This is a genomic window from Marivirga harenae (assembly GCF_030534335.1).
GTDB lineage: Bacteria > Bacteroidota > Bacteroidia > Cytophagales > Cyclobacteriaceae > Marivirga > Marivirga harenae.
The window spans coordinates 1,018,430-1,042,327 of the sequence record NZ_CP130565.1 but is presented as its reverse complement, the minus strand read 5'-3'; the positions used below and the strand labels follow the sequence as shown (position 1 = coordinate 1,042,327).

Annotated in this window: 23 protein-coding genes; 15 read left to right on the top strand and 8 right to left on the bottom strand. The window is 35.0% G+C overall.

Going from position 1 to position 23,898, the window contains the following annotated elements; translation table 11 throughout:
* The first annotated feature begins 217 nt into the window (after window positions 1-217).
* Window positions 218-1,432 carry a pyridoxal phosphate-dependent decarboxylase family protein gene (locus tag Q3Y49_RS04430; protein ID WP_303271034.1) on the top strand — a complete coding sequence of 405 codons (1,215 nt, stop codon included), beginning with the start codon at window positions 218-220 and terminating at the stop codon, window positions 1,430-1,432.
* 60 nt (window positions 1,433-1,492) lie between these two features.
* Here the strand turns inward: Q3Y49_RS04430 and Q3Y49_RS04425 are convergent, their stop codons facing one another.
* A complete protein-coding gene (locus tag Q3Y49_RS04425; RefSeq protein ID WP_303271033.1) occupies window positions 1,493-1,867 on the bottom strand; it encodes a DUF1987 domain-containing protein in 375 nt (124 codons plus the stop codon).
* A gap of 281 nt (window positions 1,868-2,148) precedes the next feature.
* Here Q3Y49_RS04425 and Q3Y49_RS04420 point away from each other — a divergent pair, with 281 nt between their 5' ends.
* Entirely contained in the window at window positions 2,149-3,966 is a 1,818-nt protein-coding gene (locus Q3Y49_RS04420) for a M1 family metallopeptidase (protein ID WP_303271032.1), read from the top strand.
* 24 nt (window positions 3,967-3,990) lie between these two features.
* Window positions 3,991-4,905 (top strand): universal stress protein, encoded by a 915-nt coding sequence (locus Q3Y49_RS04415; RefSeq protein ID WP_303271031.1) that lies wholly within the window; start codon window positions 3,991-3,993, stop codon window positions 4,903-4,905.
* Window positions 4,906-4,963: 58 nt separating this feature from the next.
* Here the strand turns inward: Q3Y49_RS04415 and Q3Y49_RS04410 are convergent, their stop codons facing one another.
* Window positions 4,964-6,112, bottom strand: a complete 1,149-nt coding sequence (locus Q3Y49_RS04410) for a cysteine desulfurase family protein (RefSeq protein ID WP_303271030.1) — start codon at window positions 6,110-6,112, stop codon at window positions 4,964-4,966.
* Window positions 6,113-6,117: 5 nt separating this feature from the next.
* Window positions 6,118-7,512, bottom strand: a complete 1,395-nt coding sequence (gene glmM / locus Q3Y49_RS04405) for a phosphoglucosamine mutase (protein WP_303271029.1) — start codon at window positions 7,510-7,512, stop codon at window positions 6,118-6,120.
* Between the two features lie 162 nt (window positions 7,513-7,674).
* Between glmM and Q3Y49_RS04400 the strand changes: the two genes are divergently transcribed.
* From Q3Y49_RS04400 to arsB, 5 genes are all read left to right on the top strand, one after another.
* Entirely contained in the window at window positions 7,675-8,631 is a 957-nt protein-coding gene (locus tag Q3Y49_RS04400; protein WP_303271028.1) for a hypothetical protein, read from the top strand.
* A 236-nt stretch (window positions 8,632-8,867) separates the two neighbouring features.
* Window positions 8,868-9,203, top strand: coding sequence for an ArsR/SmtB family transcription factor (locus Q3Y49_RS04395; protein ID WP_303271027.1), 336 nt, complete (start codon window positions 8,868-8,870; stop codon window positions 9,201-9,203).
* 81 nt (window positions 9,204-9,284) lie between these two features.
* On the top strand, window positions 9,285-9,761 hold the full coding sequence (locus Q3Y49_RS04390) for a DUF6428 family protein (protein WP_303271026.1): 477 nt from the start codon (window positions 9,285-9,287) through the stop codon (window positions 9,759-9,761).
* Between the two features lie 177 nt (window positions 9,762-9,938).
* Window positions 9,939-10,553: a low molecular weight phosphatase family protein gene (locus Q3Y49_RS04385; protein ID WP_303271025.1), complete on the top strand. Its 615-nt coding sequence runs from the start codon at window positions 9,939-9,941 to the stop codon at window positions 10,551-10,553.
* Window positions 10,550-11,587 carry an ACR3 family arsenite efflux transporter gene (arsB, locus tag Q3Y49_RS04380; protein ID WP_303271024.1) on the top strand — a complete coding sequence of 346 codons (1,038 nt, stop codon included), beginning with the start codon at window positions 10,550-10,552 and terminating at the stop codon, window positions 11,585-11,587. Before Q3Y49_RS04385 ends, arsB begins: the two co-directional genes overlap by 4 nt.
* A gap of 97 nt (window positions 11,588-11,684) precedes the next feature.
* Here arsB and Q3Y49_RS04375 read toward each other — a convergent pair whose 3' ends face one another.
* Complete coding sequence (locus tag Q3Y49_RS04375) at window positions 11,685-11,915, bottom strand: hypothetical protein (RefSeq protein ID WP_303271023.1); 231 nt, start codon at window positions 11,913-11,915, stop codon at window positions 11,685-11,687.
* Window positions 11,916-11,998: 83 nt separating this feature from the next.
* Between Q3Y49_RS04375 and Q3Y49_RS04370 the strand changes: the two genes are divergently transcribed.
* The 5 genes from Q3Y49_RS04370 (at window position 11,999) to Q3Y49_RS04350 (ending at window position 18,573) form a co-directional block, all read left to right on the top strand.
* The gene (locus Q3Y49_RS04370) at window positions 11,999-14,035 is read left to right on the top strand and encodes a protein-disulfide reductase DsbD family protein (RefSeq protein ID WP_303271022.1); all 2,037 of its coding nucleotides are present in this window, start codon (window positions 11,999-12,001) and stop codon (window positions 14,033-14,035) included.
* Between the two features lie 65 nt (window positions 14,036-14,100).
* Window positions 14,101-15,897, top strand: coding sequence for an ABC transporter ATP-binding protein (locus Q3Y49_RS04365; protein ID WP_303271021.1), 1,797 nt, complete (start codon window positions 14,101-14,103; stop codon window positions 15,895-15,897).
* 3 nt (window positions 15,898-15,900) lie between these two features.
* Window positions 15,901-16,806: a lysophospholipid acyltransferase family protein gene (locus Q3Y49_RS04360; RefSeq protein ID WP_303271020.1), complete on the top strand. Its 906-nt coding sequence runs from the start codon at window positions 15,901-15,903 to the stop codon at window positions 16,804-16,806.
* A gap of 84 nt (window positions 16,807-16,890) precedes the next feature.
* Window positions 16,891-17,622, top strand: coding sequence for an LOG family protein (locus Q3Y49_RS04355; RefSeq protein WP_303271019.1), 732 nt, complete (start codon window positions 16,891-16,893; stop codon window positions 17,620-17,622).
* A gap of 24 nt (window positions 17,623-17,646) precedes the next feature.
* Complete coding sequence (locus Q3Y49_RS04350; protein ID WP_303271018.1) at window positions 17,647-18,573, top strand: lytic transglycosylase domain-containing protein; 927 nt, start codon at window positions 17,647-17,649, stop codon at window positions 18,571-18,573.
* Here Q3Y49_RS04350 and Q3Y49_RS04345 read toward each other — a convergent pair.
* A complete protein-coding gene (locus Q3Y49_RS04345) occupies window positions 18,570-19,190 on the bottom strand; it encodes an outer membrane beta-barrel protein (RefSeq protein WP_303271017.1) in 621 nt (206 codons plus the stop codon). The genes Q3Y49_RS04350 and Q3Y49_RS04345 overlap by 4 nt on opposite strands.
* A gap of 44 nt (window positions 19,191-19,234) precedes the next feature.
* On the opposite strand from Q3Y49_RS04345, the gene gldB reads away from it, so the two are divergent.
* Together gldB and Q3Y49_RS04335 are read left to right on the top strand one after the other, a co-directional pair.
* On the top strand, window positions 19,235-20,248 hold the full coding sequence (gene gldB, locus Q3Y49_RS04340) for a gliding motility lipoprotein GldB (protein ID WP_303271016.1): 1,014 nt from the start codon (window positions 19,235-19,237) through the stop codon (window positions 20,246-20,248).
* A 108-nt stretch (window positions 20,249-20,356) separates the two neighbouring features.
* On the top strand, window positions 20,357-21,610 hold the full coding sequence (locus Q3Y49_RS04335) for a DUF533 domain-containing protein (RefSeq protein ID WP_303271015.1): 1,254 nt from the start codon (window positions 20,357-20,359) through the stop codon (window positions 21,608-21,610).
* Here Q3Y49_RS04335 and Q3Y49_RS04330 read toward each other — a convergent pair.
* The 3 genes from Q3Y49_RS04330 to Q3Y49_RS04320 all read right to left on the bottom strand — a co-directional run bounded on the left by Q3Y49_RS04330 (window position 21,607) and on the right by Q3Y49_RS04320 (window position 23,424).
* On the bottom strand, window positions 21,607-22,572 hold the full coding sequence (locus Q3Y49_RS04330) for a TerC/Alx family metal homeostasis membrane protein (RefSeq protein ID WP_303271014.1): 966 nt from the start codon (window positions 22,570-22,572) through the stop codon (window positions 21,607-21,609). The genes Q3Y49_RS04335 and Q3Y49_RS04330 overlap by 4 nt on opposite strands.
* 280 nt (window positions 22,573-22,852) lie before the next feature.
* On the bottom strand, window positions 22,853-23,221 hold the full coding sequence (locus tag Q3Y49_RS04325) for a hypothetical protein (RefSeq protein ID WP_303271013.1): 369 nt from the start codon (window positions 23,219-23,221) through the stop codon (window positions 22,853-22,855).
* 29 nt (window positions 23,222-23,250) lie between these two features.
* Window positions 23,251-23,424 carry a hypothetical protein gene (locus tag Q3Y49_RS04320; RefSeq protein WP_303271012.1) on the bottom strand — a complete coding sequence of 58 codons (174 nt, stop codon included), beginning with the start codon at window positions 23,422-23,424 and terminating at the stop codon, window positions 23,251-23,253.
* Window positions 23,425-23,898: the final 474 nt, after the last annotated feature.

Here is a 23,898-nt window from a genome sequence, read left to right as displayed (position 1 = left end):
TCGCAATTTTGTAATCTTTGTAGCGGACAAGCTTGTATTTCATTTCTTAATGATTGATTCTTGATACTAATATAAAAATTAAGATTTTAGTGTGAAAAATTTTATGCCAAATTACGTCATATTGGAAATGAAATTAAAATTCTTACTTTTGTAGAACCTTTCCAAGATCTCCGCACGAGGAATCTGACCAATTTCAAAAAATTTAAATTTCTAAATCATGCAAAAGTGGAAAAAACTATCTCAACTAGAGATTAGAAAAAGGATATTTTCTGCCCTTTCAGAAAATGTAGATTATTATACCGAAAATATTATAGGTTTGCCAGCATCCCATTTGGATGACAAGGTATTTTATCAAAATGCACCTTTTTTGGAAGATGCTCCCTACCTATCCACTTTAATTCACAATCCGAATCATATAGGTTGTCATACTTTAGGCGAGTCAGAAAGCTTTTTCAGAGGCACTCAGGAACTTGAAAAAGAAGTAATCAAGGTTTGTGCAGAAGATATTTTGCATTGCGATACAGAATATGACGGTTATGTAGCTTCTGGAGGCACTGAGGCCAATATGCAAGCTGTATGGATCTATAGGAATTATTTCATGCAAGAGCACCAAGCAAGTATTGATGAAATTGCGTTGATTAGCTCTTCTGATGCTCATTATTCATCTGCAAAAGCATCCAATGTGTTGAGAGTGAATTTTTATAAAGTAGAAGTCGATGAAAATGACCGTTCCATTAGTCAGGAAGCTTTAGAAAGCACTATTGATCAAGCACAGCAAGATGGAAAGAAGTATTTTATTATAATGGCCAATATGATGACCACAATGTTCGGTTCTGTGGATGATGTCAGTATATACACAGATACCTTTATTGAAAAGGAGATACCATTCAAACTTCATATTGACGGGGCTTACGGAGGCTTTTTCTACCCCTTTGCAAAACCTGAAAATAATTTGAATTTCAGCAACCCACATGTGAATTCTATTACTCTTGATGCCCATAAAATGCTTCAAGCACCTTATGGAACAGGAATCTTCTTAATTCGCAAAAACTGGATGCATTTTGCCAATACACAAGAAGCTAGCTACGTGGAAGGTCAAGATTTTACTTTGATAGGTTCTCGATCTGGAGCAAATGCCATTGCTATTTGGATGATTTTAATGACCTACGGGCCCAATGGTTGGTTTGAAAAAACCTTGGTTTTAAACCATAGGACTGAATGGTTATGTAAAGCCTTAAATAAAAAGGATATTGACTATTATCGATATCCTGATGCTAACATCGTCACCATCAAAGCTCAATTTCTACAAAAAGAAGTTTGTAAAAAATATGGCTTGATTCCTGATAGTCATAAAAGTCCGCAATGGTATAAAATAGTGGTTATGGATCATGTAACCATCGAAAAGTTGGAGAAGTTCTTGGATGAAGTTTAAGCCCTTTTTTCATTTGGTGGGAGAACAGTCTCAGGCTGGTTTCCCCCCCAATAAAATGCTTTAGTTATAAGGAATGATCTCTATTGGTAATCTGCACAGATTAGCAAAATCTTCACCGATCTCCATCATATCATCATCAGCTTCTCTATAAAACCATTTGATTTTCACGTCTTTGCCGTCTTCGTCAATTAAAGATTCCATTTTGTGGATCATATCCAACATTAGTTTGGAAGTACTTGTATTAAAATAATCTAGACGGAAATGTAATTCTGTTACAGGTAATGGATTTTCCATATATCTATTCAAATGATCGAAAATGGGAGTGAAAACATCCATAGGGTTCTCTGGAATTGAAGAACCTGAAATTTCAAAAAAACCCTTTTCTATATCTATTACTACAGTGGGTCGCTGATGTGTGCCTGACATTCTAAACATATACCGCCAAATATGATAACAAAATACGTTAACTTCAAAATCTTGTAATAAATTTCGATAGTTATTAGTTTTTTCACTTTAAATATTAGTTTTTTAAGTGCAGACTAAAGTTAATCAATTACTAGTAAGTTAAGCTAATTTCATTTAACTAATTTAGTCTTCGTTTTAATTTATATGAACCTAAAGGATAATTCAATATTAAGCCCCATTGTCAAATGAGAAAAACAACTCTACTATTTTTCATTGTTATAGGCTTGCTTTCTTGTAATGAAAATAAAGAAATGAAAAAGAATAGAATTACCACAAACGATTTAATGCAAAAAGACGATCATTCATTTTCTAAGCCGCAGGAAGCTGTTATAACCCATTTGGAATGGGATGCTAATGTTGATTTTGAGACTAAAACAATTGTAGCAGTAGCAAAATTTGACATTCGAAAATATCCGAGCACTAGTGAAATAATTTTGGATACTAAAAATTTACAAATTGAAAAAGTATGGAGAAATCAGAATGATACGGTGGACTTTTTTTTGAATAAAGCGGATGAAGTTTTAGGCCAGGCTTTGCATATTCCTTTGTCTGAAGATTCCAAAACAATCAGTATTCAATACAAAACTTCTCCAAATGCAGAAGCTTTACAGTGGTTAAGTGCGCAACAAACAGCAGGAAACGCACCATTTCTATTCACCCAATCGCAGGCCATTTTGTGCCGTTCTTGGATTCCAATTCAGGATTCTCCTGCTATTCGGTTTACTTACGAGGCAGAGGTTAAAGTGGCAGAGGGAAATTTAGCAATAATGAGCGCTGAAAATCCTCAAGAAATTGATAGCACTGGAAATTATTCCTTCAAAATGCGACAACCTATTCCTGCCTATTTAATGGCCTTGGCAGTGGGCAATTTGGAGTTCCATAAAACAGGAAAACAAACAGGGATTTATGCCGAGCCAGCTACTATGGCAAAGGCTGTGACTGCTTTAGAAGATTTACAATCTTTTTTAGAAACCGCTGAAAAATTATATGGAAAATACCGTTGGGAGCAATTTGATGTGTTGGTTCTTCCTCCTAGCTTCCCCTTTGGTGGAATGGAGAATCCTAGACTAACTTTCGCTACCCCAACGATTCTATCTGGTGACAAATCTTTGGTATCCTTAATAGCGCATGAATTGGCTCATAGCTGGTCTGGAAATTTGGTGACTAATGCAAGCTGGAATGATTTCTGGCTAAATGAAGGCTTTACGGTTTATTTTGAGTACCGTATTATGGAAGAAATGTATGGGAAAGATTATGCTGAAATGCTTGCTTCCATTTCTTTTAAGGAACTAACGGAAGAATCTCGGGAATTAATTGAAAATGGTAACGTAAAGGATACTCATTTGAAATTAGATTTAGAGGGCAGAAATCCAGATGTTGGTATGACTTCCATAGCTTATGATAAAGGCTATTTCTTCCTGAGGTTACTAGAAGAAATTTCTGGTAGAGAAGCGTTTGATGCATTTTTACAACAGTATTTTAAAGAATATGCATTTAGAAGTATTAATACTGAACAGTTTCTCATATATCTAGAACAAAATTTATTTGGTAAAAATGAAATTGTAGTACCTAAGAAGTTATTTTCCGATTGGGTTTATGGTGCCGGTATACCTACTAGTATTCCAAAGCCATATTCGAATAGGTTTAAATCAGTAGAAGAATCAGTGCAAAGGTGGCTGGATACTGGAAATATCGATACTTTAAATACCGAAGATTGGAGCACACATGAATTTCTCCATTTCTTCCATCAATTACCAGATTCTATTGAGTATAATCACCTAAGTATACTAGATGATAAGTTTGATTTCACCGATAGTGAAAATGCTGAAATATTGTCGGAATGGTTTCTTCTGGCAATAAAAAAGGACTACAGACGAGCTTTTGGAGCAATGGAAAACTTTTTAGTCAATACTGGAAGAAAAAAATTCTTAATGCCAATTTATGGGGAACTAATAAAAAGTGAGACACATAAAAGGGTAGCGCTAAGTATTTATAGAAAAGCTAGACAAAATTACCACTTTGTCAGCTACAATTCGTTAGATAAATTATTAAATTACACTTCCGACTAATATTTGAAATAAACTGAACTGAAAATGTATAAATTAGAGAGACTCTTAGTTGCACTGGATCTTACAAAAATGGATGACATATTGATAAAATATGTATCACATTTAGCTGAATTCTTGAAAAGTGATAAAGTATATTTTGTCCATATATCTAGGAATTTAGAACTGCCGGAAGAACTGAGAAGAAATTATCCTGATTTGATGGCTCCAAGTGATGAATCCATTACAGATTCTATTCAAAAGGTGATTAGCACAGCTTGGGAAACGGATTATGATTGTGAAAAGGTAATAGAAATCAAAGAAGGTGATCCTTCAGAACAAATTCTCAAGTGGGTCAATATTAAGGATATTGACATGATGGTAATGGGTAGAAAAAAGGAATTAAAAGGGGGTGGAATTGTACCTCAGAAAATTGCCAAAGTAGCTCAAACCTCCTTAATGTTAGTGCCGGAAGATTTTGTATTTAAGCTAAATAAAATCGTGGTATCTGTGGATTTTTCAAAACATGCAAAACTGGCAGTAGAAGAAGCCCTGGCAATATCAAATGAGAAAAACATTAGCTTAAGCTTAGTAAATGTTTTTAAAGTGCCTTCAGGCTACCATAAAACAGGCAAAAATTATGATGAATTTGCTTTAATAATGAAAGGGCATGCTAAAACAGATTTTAGAGAGTTTGTCAAGAAGAATAATTTCCCAGAAGATTTAGATTGCCAGTTTGTATTGGACAATGATGATTCTCCAGCTGACAAAATATTTGATTTTGCTTCTGACCAGAAAGCAGATATGATAGTGATGGGATCAAAAGGCAGAACTGGTTTAGCTTCTATTCTATTGGGAAGCGTTGCAGAAAAAGTGGTAAAATACGATAATGAAATTCCTTTGATGATTGTGAAAGAAAAAGGAGAAAACATGGGCTTCTTAAAAGCATTACTAAAACTATAATGAACTCCAAATAGACTTTTCCAAAGTGCAGCACTTTGGAAAAGTTTGTTTTTTAGTACTATCCAACCGTCTTCTTTTCATAAATCTCAGCCACGGCATCTACCGCAGCATCGATATCATTTGATGTGTTATATTTGCTAAAAGAAAACCGAACATTGGGTCTTTCAGCGGCTTTTCCTAACTCGGCAATAACGTGAGAACCCACATCACTTCCACTGCTACATGCAGAACCTCCACTAGCTGAAATTCCTTTAATGTCTAAATTGAACAATAACATATCGCTCATATCTGAGGGAGGCAAACAGACATTCAAAACAGTGTAAAGACTATTATCCGGATCAGCACTTAAACCATTGAATGCAACGCCCTCAACTTTAGTCTTTAGTTTTTTAATCATCCTGTCCTTTAATCCTTGAATATGGTTTTGATGCTCTTCCATATCTCTATAAGCAATTTCCATGGCTTTGGCCAAACCTACTATTCCATATACATTTTCAGTTCCCCCACGCATATTTCTTTCTTGTGCACCACCATGAATAAAAGGGTGAATTTTATGTTCACTATTAATATACAAAAAGCCAACTCCTTTCGGTCCGTGAAACTTATGTGCTGCGCCCACGATGTGATGAGCCTTAATTTCCTGTAAATCGTGAGAGTAGTGAGCCATGGTTTGGACGGTATCAGAATGGAAAATTGCACCATGTTGCTTGCATATCCAGCTTACTTCTTCGATATCTAGAATATTGCCAATTTCATTATTTCCATGCATCAAAGAAACAAGGCTGTTGGGATTTTTGCTCAACCATTCTTTTAAAGGATCAATTTCTACGCTTCCGTTTTCATCCAGTTCCACATAATCTAACTCAATATGTCCTCCTTTTTCCAAATGCTGAAGAGTGTGCAAAACTGCATGATGTTCAATTTTTGAAGTCAATACTTTTTTGATTCCTTTCTGCTCAATACTGCATCGTAAAGCAGTATTATCAGCCTCTGTTCCTCCTGATGTAAAGAATATCTCAGAAGGAGAAGTATTTAGCAATTCAGCAATAGTCCTTCTAGACTTTTCAATTGCTGTTCTCACCTCCCTGCCATGGGTATGAATCGAAGAAGGATTGCCGTAATGATTAAGCATATAAGGCTTCATAGCTTCAAAAACTTCCGGATCCAAAGCAGTTGTTGCTGCATTGTCTAAATAAATCCCCGCCATAATATTTAATGTTCTTTATATGAAATAATCTCTTTAATATCAGATATCATCTTTTGCGCCAAATGTTCTGCTTTAGATTCAGAATCGGATTCTGAATAAATTCTTATTATTGGTTCCGTATTAGATTTTCTTAAATGAACCCATTCCTTATCGAACTCTACTTTTACTCCGTCTATAGTGTTGATCGGTTGATTTTTATAACGCTCCTGTATTGCTTCTAAAATCCCATCAACATCAATTTCAGGAGTTAATTCTATCTTATTTTTAGAAATATGATAGCTTGGAAAGCTAGCCCTCAATTGTGAACAAGATTTACCTGATTTTGCCAAATGCGTTAAAAATAATGCAATTCCCACTAAAGCATCTCTTCCATAATGCAATTCAGGATATATGATGCCGCCATTTCCTTCACCGCCTATAATGGCATCAGTTTCCTTCATTTTTGTTACAACATTGACTTCTCCAACGGCAGAAGCTTCGTAATTACCACCTCTTTTTTCGGTTACATCTCTTAATGCTCGAGTACTAGAAAGGTTGGAAACTGTATTCCCTTTTTTCTGACTCAAAATATAATCAGCTACTGCTACCAAAGTATATTCTTCACCAAACGGAGTTCCATCTTCATTCACAATAGCCAATCTATCTACATCAGGATCGAGAACAAAGCCTAAATCATATTGACCATTTGCCAATTCATTGCTGATGTGTGTAATATTCTCTGGCAGAGGCTCAGGGTTATGAGGGAAGTTACCATCAGGATAACAGTACAATTCTCTCACTTCTGCTACTCCTAAAGATTTCAACAATTTGGGTATTACAATACCTCCTGTGCTATTAACGGCATCTACGACTACTTTAAATTTACGTTCACGAATTGCCGCTACATCCACTAATGGTAAATCAATTACCATATCAATGTGTTTTTGAATGTAATGGTCTTGGGTAGTGTATTTGCCAATTTTTTTAACTTCGCTAAAATTGTAATCGGCACTTTCAGCTAAATCCAGAATAGCTTGTCCATCTTCACCAGAAATGAATTCCCCTTTTGCATTTAATAGCTTTAAAGCATTCCATTGAACAGGGTTGTGGCTGGCTGTTAAAATAATTCCACCTGCAGCTTTTTCCAAGACAACAGCAATTTCTACCGTTGGTGTAGTTGAAAGCCCCAAATCAACAACGTGCATGCCCATGCCTTGCAAAGTTGCAGATACTAATTTTGACACCATTTCTCCTGTAGGTCGTGCATCTCTGCCGATTACCACTTTATTATTATCGCTTTGTGTTCTAAGCCACGCAGCATATGCACTACTGAATTTCACTATATCAACGGGCGTTAATCCGTCTCCTGTTTTTCCTCCGATGGTTCCTCTAATGCCGGAAATTGATTTTATTAAGGTCACTTATTTTTTCATTTGTTACAATCGGCAAAGGTACTAAAAAATGGAAAGCCAATGAATAAAAAAACAAATTCAAAGAAAGAAAAGGTCTGTTAGTCGTATTTTTGGATAAATACCAACTTTATTTTTTAATTTGGGTTCAACAAGCTTAACTCAATTCTAGAATTGCTGAGAAATATTAAATACTGGACCAAAGCAGGAATCCATTTCGAGATGGATGACGACCAGAAGAGAAAGGTATTTCTCACTAATGCCATGTCTCTGTTTTTGGCAGCCGTCATGATATTGGTTGGCTTAAATGATATTTTAAATACCGAAAACTATTTGGCAGCATACAGAAGGGGGGGAGTATTGGTGCTTATGCTATTAATACCTTACTTGAATCATAAACGCTTTTACAATTTATCTAAAAGCATTTTTCTGTTCTTCCCTAGTATTATTCTTTTAGGGATTCCGATCTTGATTGGAGACTTTTATCCAGGACAATTCATTTGGTTTCAGTATGCATCTGCTGTATTTTGTTCTGTTCCTTTTCTATTGTTTGATTTAGAAAAACATGCAGGATACATAACAGTATTTTTTATCTATTATTTAATCGTCACTCTTTTCATTGATAAATTATTGCTTTTCTACAGTGAGCCACCGCAAGCCATGGTTGAGTTGGTAAGCAATTTTACTGATTTTAAGTTACCACCTCTGTTTCTAGCATTTTTTTCAACAACCACTCTCTTATGGTATAATCGCAGTAATTCAAAATATGAGAAAAAGTTGAAATCCACTAACCAAGAGTTGGAAGAAACTCAGGAGGAGTTAATTGCAAAAAATGAGGAGTACGAAGCAATTAACAGAAATTTGGAAGCTTTAGTTGAGGAGAGAACTAAATTAATTGAATCTAAAAATCGACAGATTATAGATTATGCTAATATCAATGCACATAAAGTTCGTGGTCCTTTAGCTAGAATAATGGGTTTGATTAATGTTTCTCAATTTTCTAGGGATCCTGATGATCTAAAAAGTTTATTTGAAAAACTCGGGCCACCATCGGAAGAATTGAATCTGATTATTGGCGAAATCAATAAAACCTTAGAACAGGTTGATGGGGACGATGTTGAGGAAGAATAATAAAGTTAATTTTTCTTATTTTTTCTTTTTTCAAGTTCATCGATGATAGTCTTATTTCCAAGGTGTGTTTTTCTTTCGTGAGCCTCTTTTCCTAATAAATGAGAAGAAACAGGGGTTGTCAATAGCAATAGAAATATAAATCAAAGTCTATTGATGTTCTAAAAATAAACAACCACAACTAATAATTTTGCGTTTTCAAAAATACATCGTAATATTGCAATATAATAAAATATGATATGGGCGTAACGAAATCCGATTTATTCACTGCAGAGCAAAATGACTTGGCTAATGTTGCCAAAGCTTTTGCGCATCCTGCAAGATTGGCTATAATACAGTATTTGCTGAAATCCAATGCTTGCATAAATGGGCATTTAGTTTCTGAATTGGGATTGGCACAAGCCACCATCAGTCAGCATTTAAAAGCATTAAAGGAAGTAGGGATAATTCAAGGCACTATTGAGGGCGTTTCGATTAGTTACTGTATAAATCCAGTACGCTGGGAAGAAGTTAAAAACCTATTCAGTGGAATGTTTGAATTGTATCATAACCCGAATCAGCAGGACTGCTGCTGATATTTTTTTGTGATAAACCATCGTAATATAGCAATATAATAATACTGAGCTTTGAAAAAATAAACTAAAAAAAATAAAAACATGCAACTTTCTGAAATCAAATCAGCACTCAATGACTTGAGTAAAGTGAACTTTCAATTACCAAATGGAGATTTCGTCCCACCGCATTTTCACATTACAGAAGTGGGAATCATCACACGTAACTTTATCGATTGTGGCGGAACGATGAGAAACGAAAAAACAGTAAACTTTCAACTATGGGAAGATGGGTATTATGACCATAGATTAGGAGCTAAAAAACTTTATGATATCATTACCTTATCTGAGGATAAATTGGGAATTGATGAGCATATGGAAGTAGAGGTTGAATATCAGAGCAACACTATTGGCAAATACAAGCTAGATTTTAATGGAGAGCATTTTGTACTAGTCAATACTCAGACTGATTGTTTGGCAAAAGATAAATGTGGAATTCCAGCTTCAAAACCTAAAGTGCAATTAGCAGATGTTTCCGGTACATCAGCAAATGCTTGTGCTCCTGGAAGTGGATGTTGTTAATACATATAAAGTAGTTGTCATCACTCTGCAGTAAAATATTTCGAATAAAGCACTTGACTTTTTCTGTATGTCAACCTCGCGAAGGCGGGGATCTTTTGATTTTAACTTACGGTTAAAATGTGATGGTTTGTTGGTAGATGAAAAAAGAATATAAAAAAGGTTAATCCGAATATACAAATGTTCCAAAGACTAACTGAATACATCAAAACACTGGATATTGAATCGATTTCCAATGAAAGGAAGGATGTTCTTACGCCTTTTATAAGCTATTTAAAAGCAAAACTCAATTCGGGAGAAAAGATTACGCTGAATTTCATTTGTACCCATAATTCTAGAAGGAGTCACCTTTCCCAAATATGGGCACAGGCTATGGCGGAATATTTTCAATTGAACCAAATCCAATGTTACTCAGGAGGAACAGCTTCAACTGCAGTTTATCCTATGACTATTCAAGTGTTAGTAGGAGCGGGCTTTGAAAGCATAAAACTTTCTCAAGGAGAAAACCCCGTTATTGGGATAAAATATAGTGAAGATACTCATCCTGTTATCGCTTTTTCTAAAACTTTTGACCATCCATTTAATCCATCAATTGGGTTTGCTGCGCTCATGACTTGTTCTGATGCCGATGAAAATTGTCCTTTTATTCCAGGAACGGAAAAAAGAATAACATTGAATTATCATGATCCTAAAGCTTTTGACGACAGTCCGGAAAAAGAACAAAAATATGAAGAGCGTAGCAGACAGATCGCTACAGAAATGTTTTACGTATTTTCAAATCTTAAAAAATCATGACTGAACAATCAGGGAAAAAGAAAATGGCATTTTTCGAACGTTATTTGAGCGTTTGGGTAGCCTTATGTATTGCTGTCGGAATCCTTATTGGATATTTAGCTGGAGAGGATATCACTATCCTTAGCGAGTTGGAAATTTATAAAGTTAACTTACCTATCGCCATTTTAGTATGGATGATGATTTATCCAATGATGCTGCAAATCGATTTCTCCAGCATAAAAGGTGTGGGAAAAGCGCCAAAAGGATTGATTATGACAGTTATTATCAACTGGCTCATCAAGCCTTTTACAATGGCATTTTTCGCTTGGATATTTTTTGAGCATTTGTATTCAGCCTTTATTGAGCCTGAAATGGCTGGAGAATATATTGCAGGAGCTATTTTATTAGGTGCGGCACCTTGTACGGCTATGGTTTTCGTATGGTCATATCTAACCGATGGCGATCCCAATTATACGCTAGTGCAAGTTTCGGTTAATGACCTGATAATTTTAGTTGCTTTCATTCCTCTAGTAGGTTTTCTTCTAGGTATTACAAATGTCTCCATCCCTTATGGAACATTGGCAGCAAGCATCATAATTTTTGTGGTAATCCCTTTGGTAGCTGGAGTAATTACCAATAAAATCATAGTGGCACAAAAAGGTGAAAAGTGGTTTCAAGAAATATTTTTACCAAAATTCAAGCCTGTTAGCATAATTGCATTGCTTTTGACCTTGATTCTTTTATTTGCATTTCAGGGACCGAACATAATAGAAAATCCTATCATTATTTTATTGATTGCTGTTCCACTAATTCTTCAGACCTATTTGATATTTTTCATTGCTTGGTTTGCAGGAAGGAAATTAAAATTATCACATGCGGTTTGCTCACCAGCAGCTATGATCGGGGCCAGTAATTTCTTTGAATTGGCAGTGGCAGTAGCCATAGCTTTGTTCGGATTGCAAAGCCCGGCTGCATTAGTAACGGTTGTGGGGGTTTTAGTGGAGGTACCAGTCATGCTTTCTTTAGTGGCATTGGCCAATAAATGGAAGTATTAGATTACAATTACGTATTGTAAAATTGCTTGATCAATTTTCGGTCGGTTAGCCCCCAACTCAGGAAAACAAAACTTGCATAATGGAATGACATGTATTTTTAATTCTCCGCTAGATGATCAAGCTTTATTTTATAAATTACCCCTTGCCCAAAACAGCATAATCCCGAATTAAATACCAATAGAGCAAAGGTTCCATAATAAATCCATTCTAATCCGTCTCTATGTTGCATTCGGTAAAAACCGGCATCAATCGCCAAGCTTAAACCAGCCCCGATTAATATTAATCCTAGAATTGAGAAAATTAACCATTTACGTTTTATCGCCTGCATGACATTAGTTACTTTACGTCCAACAAAAATTAACTATCTTCGTGTTTTATTTTTGTAAGACGAACAGGCCTTATTAAAAGTTTATGAGATATTTAGTTTACAGCCTACTTTTGGTGGGTTTATTTTTGCAAAACACCTTTGCCCAAGTTATTAAACCCATCAGTTGGGAAAGCTCCATTTTAGAGGAAAATTTAGAAGTAGGCGATACAGCTACGCTTTCGTTCAGAGCAGAAATAGATCAAAATTGGTATTTATATTCTTCCGACTTTGATCCTGATTTAGGTCCAATGCTTACAGAATTTGATTTTGTGGAGGATGATTCTTATCAATTATTGGATAGTATTATCCCAATCAATCCTTCGGAAGGTTATGATGAAATATGGGAGGGAGATTATACTTATTTTAAAGGGAAAGGAGAATTCCAGCAAAAAGTTATTGTAAAAGAAATTCCTTTTATAATAGAGACTAGTAATAGCTACCAAGTCTGTTCTGATGTTGACGGAAAATGTATTCCATTTAGTGATGACTTCTCATTTGGAAAGAAAACTAAATCATCAACAAGCTCAATTCAGAAAGATAAAAAACAAGAATCATCATCTGATCAATCCCAAAAAGAAGGTAAAAAAAAATTAATTGACCTTCAACAAAAGGATTCTAACTCTCCTTATTCCCTCTTAGGGTTTATGTTAGTGGCTTTTTTAGCCGGATTAGCCGCATTATTAACGCCTTGTGTTTTTCCTATGATTCCTATGACGGTGACATTCTTTACTGGAAAAGCTAAAACCAGAGCAGGAGCCATTCGTCAAGCAGTGATTTATGGGTTATCAATTATCGTAATTTACGTGGTTGCAGGAACTATTATTGCGGTAATTAATGGTCCTGAATTTGCCAATTGGCTCAGCACGCATTGGATTCCAAATGTATTTTTCTTTTTGGTATTCTTCATTTTTGCCTTATCATTTTTGGGTCTTTTTGAAATCAATTTACCTTCTAGCTTTGTCAATAAAGTGGATGCTAAAGCTGATAAAGGTGGTTTAGGAGGCGTTTTCTTTATGGCTTTCACTTTGGTTTTGGTTTCATTCAGCTGTACTGGTCCGATTGTAGGCAGTATTTTAGTAGAATCTGCTGGAGGAATGGTAATTAAACCCTTATTAGGGATGTTTGCCTTTAGTTTGGCTTTTGCTATTCCATTTACGCTTTTTGCTATTTTCCCTGAATGGCTAAATAATTTACCAAAATCAGGTGGATGGCTAAATTCAGTAAAAGTAGTGCTAGGATTCTTAGAATTAGCCCTAGGGTTAAAATTCTTAAGCATAGCCGACCAAGTTTATCATTGGGGAATCTTAGACAGAGACATCTATTTAGTGCTTTGGATTGTGATCTTTGCTTTCCTAGGATTATATCTATTGGGTAAATTGAGATTACCGGGAGACAGCCCAATTGAAAAATTATCCGTGGGAAGGTTGATGTTGAGTATCGTGACTTTCAGCTTTGTACTCTATATGATCCCAGGTTTATTTGGCGCGCCTTTAAAAGCATTATCTGGCTATCTTCCTCCTATGAGCTCTCATGATTTTGATTTGCCAACATTGATCCGGGAAAACAGCGGAGGCTCGGGAGCTATAAGTGCTGAAGATCAATTATGCGAAGAGCCTAAATACGGAGATATGCTCCATTTTCCACATGGGATTAAAGGTTACTTCGACTATGAGCAAGCATTAGCCTGTGCAAAAGAGCAAGGAAAACCAATTTTTGTAGATTTCACTGGTCACGGATGTGTGAACTGCCGTGAAATGGAGGCTAGAGTTTGGTCAGATCCAAAAGTTTTGAGCCGATTAAAAAACGATTATGTGATGTTGGCTCTTTATGTGGATGAAAAAACTGAATTACCTGAAAGCGAATGGTACACCAGTGAATATGACGGAAAAGTGAAAAAATCAATTGGTAAGCAAAATGCCGATTTTCAGATCACTCGTTTCAACAATAATGCACAGCCATATTATGTTCTCTTGGATACAAATGGAGAATTGTTGGTTGAGCCAATCGCTTATGAAAGAAGTATCAGTAAGTTTGTAGATTTTCTTGAAGAGGGCAAGGAAAAGTTCGCTGCAAAAAAATAAGTCATTATGAAAGAACTATTGTACCTTTGCGTGGTTTAATTTTTAGCAATCGACAGTAAATCAGAATGGCAAAAAGAAGAAAGAGCGAATCGCTTAACGAGGAAGAGAAAAAGCCACTCAATAAAGAAAATTTTAAAAAGCTCAGCGGGGTTTTTCAATTTATTAAACCCTATAAAGGCTATTTCATTGCCGGGCTATTTTTCCTTTTAATTTCAAGTACAACACTTTTAGGTTTCCCCTATGTGATGGGGAAGTTAGTAGATGTAGCTCAGGGCAAAACATCAGGTATTTTTACTGAGATTAATACAGTAGCTTTTATCCTAATCGGGATATTGGCCGTACAAAGTTTCTTTTCTTTTTTTAGGGTATATTTATTTGCTCAAGTGAGTGAAAGAGCTATGGCCGATATGCGTGCCAAGCTTTATACAAAGTTGATGAGCCTACCCATGACTTTTTATGATAAAAGTAGAGTCGGGGAACTAGTAAGTCGAATAACTTCCGATGTTTCTCTTTTGCAAGATACTTTTTCAGTTACACTAGCGGAATTTATTAGACAAGTTTCAACTTTAATAATTGGCGCTGCCATTATTTTTTACTTTACGCCTAAGCTAGCCATTTTTATGGTAGCAACTTTCCCTGTATTAGTAATTGCGGCAATGATCTTTGGCCGATTTATCAGGAAACTATCTAAAAAAACACAATCAGAGTTAGCCTCAGCAAATGTTATTGTGGAAGAAACTTTGCAGTCTATCAATATTGTAAAAGCCTTCACCAGCGAATTAACAGAAGTTTTGAGATATCGAAAATCACTTGATAAAGTAGTGAAGGTAGCTCTCAAATCCGCTACCTACCGAGGTGCTTTTATTTCGTTTATCATCTTTGCTATGTTTGGTGGGATAGTGGCAGTATTGTGGTATGGTGCTAGCTTAGTGCAAGAGGGTAGCATGAGTGTGGGTGATTTATTAAGTTTTGTGTTGTATACTACTTTCATAGGCGGTTCCATTGCCGGATTAGGAGATTTATATGGCCAAATCCAAAAAGCGATTGGTGCTTCAGAAAGAGTAATGGAAATTTTACAAGAGGAAGAAGAATTTAAAATAGAGGCAAAAGAAAAAATACATCTTCAAGGATCAATTCAATTTAAAGATGTACAATTTTCTTATCCAACTCGAAAAGATGTGGAGGTATTGCAAGGCTTGAATCTATCCGTTGGTGCAGGCGAAAAGGTAGCCCTTGTTGGACATAGTGGAGCAGGAAAATCAACAGTCATTCAATTGCTGATGCGTTTTTACCCGTTGGCTTCAGGTGAAATTACAGTTGATGACCTTAATATTAATTCATTGTCCATCACAGCTTACCGACAAAATATCGGAATCGTTCCGCAAGAAATTATTTTATTTGGAGGGTCTATTCGTGAAAATATTGCTTATGGAAAACCAGATGCTTCAGATGAAGAAGTCATTGCTGCTGCCGAAAAAGCTAATGCATGGCTCTTTATTAAAGATTTTCCTGAAGGCTTAGATACAGTAGTGGGTGAAAGGGGCGTTAAGCTGTCCGGAGGTCAACGGCAGCGGATAGCAATAGCCAGAGCAATATTAAAAGATCCAAAAATTCTAGTATTAGATGAGGCCACATCCTCACTTGATGCAGAATCGGAACATTTAGTGCAACAGGCATTGGATGAGTTGATGAAAGATAGAACGACTATTATTATTGCACATCGTTTAGCCACTATCCGCAAAGTAGATAAGATTTTTGTGTTAAAAGAAGGACAAATTTCTGAAGAAGGCTCCCATCAAGAACTTCTAGAATCGGAAAACGGTACCTACAGCAATTTGGTAAAACTTCAATTACAAGATTAAATCATGAAAGCTAAATACTATTTTTTGAAAGCTGTTTTTTGGCTTTTGAGTAAAATTCCGTTTTGGTTCTACCACGGACTTTCGACTCTACTCGGATTCTTCTTCATTAAATTCAAACTTTACCGTCACAAAGTAGTGATGGATAACTTATCAAAATCTTTTCCTGATAAATCTGAAAAGGAAATTAAAGAGATAGCCAAGAAGTTTTACTACCATTTTGTTGATTTATTGATTGAAAGTATAAAAGCATTTAGTTTTTCGAAAAGGACAATCAAAAAACGGTATAAAATTAATACCAGCCCAGAAATTCAAAAACTGCTAGATCAAAAGCGCAATTTAGCGATAACATTACCACATTTTGGTAATTGGGAGTGGTCTGCACAAGGCTTTAATTTTATGACAGACCGTAATCAACCTTTTGGTTTAGCCATATATAAGCCTTTGAAAAACAAAGTCATGGATAAACTTATGAAAGAAAATCGAACCCGGTTTAAAGGGAGTTTGATGATTTCTAAGGACCATGTTTATAAAGAAATAAGAAAACGGCAAGAGGAACATATAATAGTAGGTTTTGCTGCAGATCAATCACCTAATAATCCATATAACTCATATTGGATGCAGTTCCTCGGCCGGGAAACAGGCGTTTTTTACGGGGTGGAAAAATTTAGTAAGCAATTTGACTTAGCTGTAGTTTACGCACATGTTAAAAAGGTAGCTCGATCTCGTTATGAAATTGATTTTGAACTGATCGCAGAGGAACCAAATAAAACCACTTATGGGTATATTACTGAGAAGCATATGCGTTTGCTAGAAGCGGATATCTATAAAACTCCACATCTTTGGCTTTGGACACATAAAAGATGGAAGCGTAATAAACCTTCTGATTACAAACAAAAAAGACAATCATAGGAAATTTAACCCTCAATTTAAAAATTAAATCGAGCATTTTTTTAACTAATTAAAATGCTATATTAATCTTAAACATAAGTAAGAATGAGCGAATCAAATAACGAAGATAAACTAGAATTAAATAAAATAAGAAAGGCATTCAAAGACAGAGATTGGAACGAAATTAAAAGCTCGGATTCTTGGGCAATTTTTAAAATCATGTCTGAATTTGTAGAGGGTTTTGAAAAGCTTTCCAAAATAGGTCCATGTGTTTCTGTTTTTGGTTCTGCTAGAACAAAGCCCGATCATCCCTATTACAAGATGGCCGAAGAAGTAGCAGCAAAATTAGTTCGTCATGGCTACGGAGTAATTACTGGAGGTGGCCCTGGAATAATGGAAGCAGGAAATAAAGGGGCTAAAAGTGAAAATGGAAAATCAGTAGGGCTCAATATTGTACTACCATTTGAGCAATTCAATAATATCTACATCGATCCTGATAAATTGATAACATTTGATTATTTCTTCGTTAGAAAAGTAATGTTTGTTAAATATGCTCAAGGTTTTGTGGTTATGCCAGGTGGATTTGGCACAATGGATGAACTTTTTGAAGCCTTGACATTAATTCAAACCCATAAAATTGGGCGGTTCCCAATCGTTTTGGTAGGAAAAAAATTCTGGTCAGGTTTAATCGATTGGATAAAAGAAACCTTAATTGAAGCTGAAAATAATGTGAGCCCTGAGGACATGGAATTGTTCACGGTTGTGGATACACCAACTGAAGCTGTAAAAGTAATTGATAATTTCTACTCACAGTTTATGCTTTCGCCAAATTTCTAAATTCTTTAACAGAAGCAATTCCTTATGTCAGATAGCAGATTAGCACTTTATATTTCAATAGCATCTTTGGTCACTTTCCTGATTGTTGCTTTTTTCGGGAATCAAAGAGGAACAGAAAGGGACAAGCCAATCATGGAACCGGTCCGACCGATTGCTTTCAAGAATGCTAAAACCATTCCGCTACCTGAGGAAATCGACCTTGCCGGAGAACCAGTGCCATTGCATATAGATGATGTGAAAGAACGATTAGACAAAGAATTGCATATCAATTCCTATTGGCATAATAATACTATATTTTTGTTTAAGCGAGCCAATCGTTGGTTTCCGGTAATTGAACCGATTTTAGAAAAAAATGGGGTTCCAGATGACTTTAAATACTTGGCTCTAATTGAAAGTGGACTAGAAAATGTTACTAGTTACGCAGGTGCTGTAGGTTTTTGGCAAATCTTGAAAAGCACTGGGAAGGAATATGGCTTAGAAATTAATAGAGATGTGGATGAGCGCTATCATCCCGTAAAATCAACCGAGGCCGCCTGCAAATATTTAAAAAGAGCCTATGACAAATTCGGGAATTGGACTTTAGTAGCTGCTTCATATAATAGAGGAATGCGGGGCATGCAAAATGCTTTAGACAATCAAAAAGTAGACAATAGCTATTATGATTTAATGCTAAATGATGAAACTTCACGTTATGTGTTTAGAATTTTGGCAATCAAACAAATTTTTGAAAGTCCTCAAGATTACGGATTGGATATAAGCAAAGAGCATTTGTATGAACCCTATAGCTATCGAACTGATACGGTTCGCAATTCCACAAATTGGGTGGATTACTCCAGAGGGCAAAATACAACTTATAAAACCCTTAGAATTTACAACCCATGGATTCAAGATGATGACATCAGAATTGGAAGAAATGAATACTATGTAATTAACTTACCAATAGGAGACTAAAAGATAATGCCAATTTCTAAACCTACGAAGTCATTTCTCAATTTAAAATTATCGCCATAAGCATTGTCTTTGATAACATTTAATAAACCTCGTTGGTAAACGATTCCTCCAAATATTTTTGTATTTATGCCGATTCCGTATTCTAATCCAATTGCCAATAAAGAATTCAAATCAAAGAATTTAAAGCTTTGAACAATGTTTTCCTCTTCGCCCTCGCTATTGGTCATGAAATCAACTGTGCCGCCAAATTGGAAATAGATTTTCTTGTCCAAGCCTACTTCCTCAGTGAATAATTTTAATGTTATTGGAAGCTGTAAATACTGCGGATTATATGCTTCTTGATAAGTATTATTCATTGAATCGGCCACAAAAGTTGATCGCTTGGACGTAAATATTATCCCAGTACTGAAATAATGATTCTCTTTAAACTCGAAATCGAAAACTGGACCCAATTGAAATTTAAGGCCAACTCCATCTGTTCTAAAATCGGTATTATCAGCCTCTGACTCTATTCTATTAAAAGAAATATTTGGCGCAGCTTTAAATCCAAACCTCACTTGCGCTTCAGTTATGTAAACTGAAAACAGGAATATGGCAGAAAAGAGCAATTTTTTCATTTATTTTGGGTTTTGATATTCAAGACAAATATAATTAATGACATATGCAAAGTAATAAATATTATATACTTACTTCTTTAATCTCTTTGATTGTTTTTTCAGCTTGCTCACATAAAGATGATTTTTGCGAAGAGGCACCAAATATTAGTAATATTGACGTGAATATACCTCTTAAAGATCTAACAGATGACATGATCGGTAGCGATACTCAAAATGAAGCGTTAGAATTCATTCAAAAGCATCCTTTTATTGCGGATTACTTTTTTGAAAGAAGAAGGTATGGGCAAGACTCAATTGTGGCAAAGAACATGGTAAATATTTTCTCAAATCCTGCATATAAGGACACACTTTACCAACAAGTGAAAAATAATTTTGATGATTTTGAAGGCTTGAAGTCTGAATTTGAATTAGCATTTAGATATTACAAAAACTACTATCCAGAAGTAGTGGTACCTGAGTTAGAAATCGTATTAGCGGGCTTACAAAAGGATTTATTTGTTTCAGATAGTTTAATTAGTATTGCAGCCGATTATTTCCTAGGTCCCGATGCGGCTTATGTTCCCAATGGTGTCCCTGAGTACATATTAATGCGCTACGAAAAGGAATATATCGTTCCTATGACCATGTTGTTGCTCACCCAAAAGCAAAATGAAACGGATCAAAGCGATCAAACGCTTTTAGCGGACATGGTTTTTTATGGAAAATCTTACTATATGACCAAAATGACTATTCCATGTACTTCGGATTCATTATTGATTGGTTACACGGCCAAAGAAATGGAGGACATTAATAAAAATGAGCACATAATATGGGCTAATTTTTTAGAGAATGACTTACTCTATGAAACCAGTCATTTCATGAAAAATAAGTTTATTGGGGAAAGGCCTAAAACATTTGAAATTAGTCAGGAATGTCCAGGAAGAATAGGGATCTGGGTAGGTTGGCAGATTGTACAGTCGTATATGAAAAATAATCCAGACGTTACATTGCAGGAATTGATGAAAAATAACGATGCACAAGAAATTTTTAGTCTATCAAAGTACAAGCCTAAAGGGTAAAACTATTTTGAAAGTTGGGTGATATTTGAAAAATGCAATTTCATAATTTCTATTCTGGAAATATTTAGCTAATTTATATGTAATTAGAAAAAAGCTAAATGTTCGCTTATGAATCCTTCTGAAAAAGGTTGGTTAAAAGAATACATAAAATTTAGAGGGCCACATCCGATTGATTTTCTCCAATATCAAATTAAAGATCAAGATAACTTACTCTATAAAATTGTTCAACCCACGGGATTGATTTATGGCCATCCAATTCATGCCCCAGGTATTCGCCATCCGAAGGAGCAGAGATGGAACAGTTTGGGAAAAATGAAAATTGTCTTATTGGAGAGTTTTCTCCATAGTGCAAGTTTGAAGCAGGAAGTACTACCAACAACTCCTAATGATTGGCAAGATTTTTACTTGGAAACAAGTCAATCGATAGGACAGTTTTATTCTGTTTTGGACCCCCAGATAAGGAAAAAGGCTTTTTTCATTTTTGGTAAGAGAAGAAAAGATGAGTTTAGATTTGCAGAACAAGTACTGCATAAGAGGCTTTTTCTTAAATCTCGGTGGGATCATTTTTGGGCGAGTCTCTTTCAAAATAGCTTACTCTTTTTAGATACGTATTATTTTGGAGAATGGAAGACTGCGAGATTCCACAATATGAAGTGGCATAAAGATGCAATGAAGATTTTGCTTTTGAAAGTTATTGCAGCCGCTGCGCACGCTAATCAAATTATTGAGCGAGAGGAGAAAAACATGTTCTTCACCTTTTTAGGATCTTCAAATCTGACAAAGTCTCAAAATAAACTAGCCAAAGAGGCTTTTCGAGATGGGATTAGTTTGGATCAAATTGATTTGAGACAGGCTGACACTTGGTTACTCAAGAAGTATGTTTTGGAGTTAGCAATTTTAATGATTTGGGCTGATAAAGTGGTGAGTGCCGAAGAGCGAGCCTTTTTGAGTGAACTTGCCAGGCGCTTGGGTATATCAGAAGAGGAATTAGATATCAGTTTAATTGCCATTGAATCGTTTGTGATAGAAAACTGGAAAGAGGTATATTTTCTTCAAAGTAAACATTCATTTCAGCTTATCAGTGAAACTATGACTACCAGGATAACTTTTGTCCTTCAGCAGCATAAGGGAAGTATTGCAAAGGAGATTAAGAGTAACTCAGAGCTTTGTTCTTTGTTTGAGAAATCTAAAAACCAGCAATTAACTGAAGACGAACAAAAAAAAATGAAGTCTCAGTTAATAGAGATCCTCAAATCTATTCCCGCATTTGTCACAATTGCTTTACCAGGATCATTTCTGACATTGCCCACTCTACTAAAGATTTTACCAAAAGACGTCTTTCCGTCTGGATTTCAAGACTAAATGTAATCTTTACTTTTACTTCTTTGAGGGATTAAAAGTGAAAGAAGTATAGACAACAGTAGAGTTGAAAAAATCACACCGAAAGAAACAAGCGTATTAATATGGATATGTACAATTTCCAGTAGCATTTTTGCACCAATAAAAATCAGGATAAATGATAGTCCTTTCTGTAGTAAATAGAATTTATCTATAATTCCTGCCAACAAGAAAAATTTAGCTCGCAATCCCAAAATCGCAAAAATATTTGATGTGTATAAAATGAATTCATTTTGGGAAATAGCAAACACAGCCGGAATTGAATCGACAGCAAAAATCAAATCGGTTGATTCTACTAATAGAATCACCAAAAACAGCGGAGTAAATAAAACTACTTTACCTCTTTTAATTATAAATTGACCACTAAAATTTCCTTTGGTGATTTTTAAGTACTTTCTAGCAAATTTAATTATTACATTTTTTTCGGGATCTAAATCATCCTCTTCTTTTTGGAAGAATATTTTTACACCGCTGTACACCAAGAAGGCACCAAAAATGTATAGGATCCAATGAAATTGCTCTACTAAAAAGGCGCCTAGGAATATGAAGATAGCCCTAAAAACTATTGCTCCTAATACCCCCCAAAATAGGATTTTATGATAGTAAGTTTCTTCTACTTTGAAGTAGCGTAGGATTAAAAGAATTACAAAAATATTGTCAACAGATAACGCATATTCTGCCACATATGCAGAAAAATATTCGAGCATTACTACAGTGCCACCATAGTATTCATAGATGAGGTAACCAAACCCGACTGATATCACAACCCAAAAGATTGATTGATAGGTCGCAGATTTTAAAGAAACCTTTTTGGCATCTTTATTGAAAAATCCTAAATCAAAAATGAGGAAGATGACAATAACAGCCCCGAAAATACTGTATAGTATATGTTCTGTGTTATCAAAAAACCCTATAATTCCATCCATATACTAATAATTCCCCAATTAAAACCGAAAGATAATTTATTTGTAACTTTTAATTAAATTTTATAAGGAAAATTATCTTTAATATATCTAAATCTATCTTCATGCTACATTATATTGACTTTTAAATATAGTGACTAATGTAAGTTTATGGTTAAAAAACAACCTTAATGATTAGTGTTTTTAGATAAATTGAGAGGGGAACAAGATAAAATTGAGTATTTGAAAGATTAAAGGCAAGCTCAAGATCAAGCTTGCCATGCAGGAAATAAATAAGATTGAACTATTTTACAGTTATTATGTCTTGATCTGATAAATTATAATGTTTCATTACAGCATTGTAATCTTTATAATCCACCGGTTCGCTTGTTCTTGAATTCGTAAATTGCCCAGGGACCACCACCACTCTCGCGATCCAATTATCAGTATAGCTTGCATCTAAGAGATTGAGATTAAAATTAGAATCTAGGAACAGATTCACATCAAAAATTGTAAAATCATAATTATAAACTAATGTCCCAAAATCTGTGAATTCGGTTTGAGGAAGTGCTCTCCAAATGTCAAGATCATCCTCTTCGATATAATCATAAAGAAAATAAACAAGAACCTTATCAGATTCCAGCATTTGGAAATCACCTGGGAATTCCAACAAAAGTCTGTATTCATTGGAGGCAGAAAAGGTTAAGTCAACATATTCAAAAACAAATGCTTCCTGCCCATTTTGGCCATCCTGTCCTGCAGGGCCTTGAGGTCCTCGTGGTCCCTGGGTCCAGGAGCACCATCTTGGCCATTGAAAGTACAGCTTGCTAAAAATAGTAAACTTATTGCGTAGGTAAAATTGAAAAGATTTTTCATGGCTATATTATTTGTTGAGTAGTCAAAAGTAACCAAAAAATATGCCAAAACTGGAATAGTCCTGTGGAATGAAAGTGAAGAGTAATGTGCAGTTTTAAATCTACTTGCCTAAATAATATTTTATTAGCATCCCAATAAAGAGTAGAATAAATATTGCCCCTTTAATGATATTGTCATTAAGACGAGAATTTTTTAATGTTCTGAATACGTTAAAAATCATATGACAAATATAACCCAGTACACATCAAGATACTAAAGCTATATTTTTTGATAGCGTAAGATTTGTTTCAGTTTTAATATTTGTAAAAAAAATGTTAAATATTATTTCTAAATAATACAGTGCTTTCCCTTAAAATTTTTACGAAAAAGTCTGTCAGTAGACTATCTATCGCTACATAGGCTTGATTTACCTTTTAAATACTCATTAAGAGATGGATTTTACTACATGAGTAAATTTCTTATGCTATTCCTTAA

Coding starts and splice junctions, on each gene's coding strand:
- Q3Y49_RS04430 (WP_303271034.1), top strand. CDS start 218: ATGCAAAAGTGGAAAAAACTATCTCAACTAGAGATTAGAAAAAGGATA.
- Q3Y49_RS04425 (WP_303271033.1), bottom strand. CDS start 1,867: ATGTTTAGAATGTCAGGCACACATCAGCGACCCACTGTAGTAATAGAT.
- Q3Y49_RS04420 (WP_303271032.1), top strand. CDS start 2,149: ATGAAAAAGAATAGAATTACCACAAACGATTTAATGCAAAAAGACGAT.
- Q3Y49_RS04415 (WP_303271031.1), top strand. CDS start 3,991: ATGTATAAATTAGAGAGACTCTTAGTTGCACTGGATCTTACAAAAATG.
- Q3Y49_RS04410 (WP_303271030.1), bottom strand. CDS start 6,112: ATGGCGGGGATTTATTTAGACAATGCAGCAACAACTGCTTTGGATCCG.
- Q3Y49_RS04395 (WP_303271027.1), top strand. CDS start 8,868: ATGGGCGTAACGAAATCCGATTTATTCACTGCAGAGCAAAATGACTTG.
- Q3Y49_RS04390 (WP_303271026.1), top strand. CDS start 9,285: ATGCAACTTTCTGAAATCAAATCAGCACTCAATGACTTGAGTAAAGTG.
- Q3Y49_RS04385 (WP_303271025.1), top strand. CDS start 9,939: ATGTTCCAAAGACTAACTGAATACATCAAAACACTGGATATTGAATCG.
- arsB (WP_303271024.1), top strand. CDS start 10,550: ATGACTGAACAATCAGGGAAAAAGAAAATGGCATTTTTCGAACGTTAT.
- Q3Y49_RS04375 (WP_303271023.1), bottom strand. CDS start 11,915: ATGCAGGCGATAAAACGTAAATGGTTAATTTTCTCAATTCTAGGATTA.
- Q3Y49_RS04370 (WP_303271022.1), top strand. CDS start 11,999: ATGAGATATTTAGTTTACAGCCTACTTTTGGTGGGTTTATTTTTGCAA.
- Q3Y49_RS04365 (WP_303271021.1), top strand. CDS start 14,101: ATGGCAAAAAGAAGAAAGAGCGAATCGCTTAACGAGGAAGAGAAAAAG.
- Q3Y49_RS04360 (WP_303271020.1), top strand. CDS start 15,901: ATGAAAGCTAAATACTATTTTTTGAAAGCTGTTTTTTGGCTTTTGAGT.
- Q3Y49_RS04355 (WP_303271019.1), top strand. CDS start 16,891: ATGAGCGAATCAAATAACGAAGATAAACTAGAATTAAATAAAATAAGA.
- Q3Y49_RS04350 (WP_303271018.1), top strand. CDS start 17,647: ATGTCAGATAGCAGATTAGCACTTTATATTTCAATAGCATCTTTGGTC.
- Q3Y49_RS04345 (WP_303271017.1), bottom strand. CDS start 19,190: ATGAAAAAATTGCTCTTTTCTGCCATATTCCTGTTTTCAGTTTACATA.
- gldB (WP_303271016.1), top strand. CDS start 19,235: ATGCAAAGTAATAAATATTATATACTTACTTCTTTAATCTCTTTGATT.
- Q3Y49_RS04335 (WP_303271015.1), top strand. CDS start 20,357: ATGAATCCTTCTGAAAAAGGTTGGTTAAAAGAATACATAAAATTTAGA.
- Q3Y49_RS04330 (WP_303271014.1), bottom strand. CDS start 22,572: ATGGATGGAATTATAGGGTTTTTTGATAACACAGAACATATACTATAC.
- Q3Y49_RS04320 (WP_303271012.1), bottom strand. CDS start 23,424: ATGAAAAATCTTTTCAATTTTACCTACGCAATAAGTTTACTATTTTTA.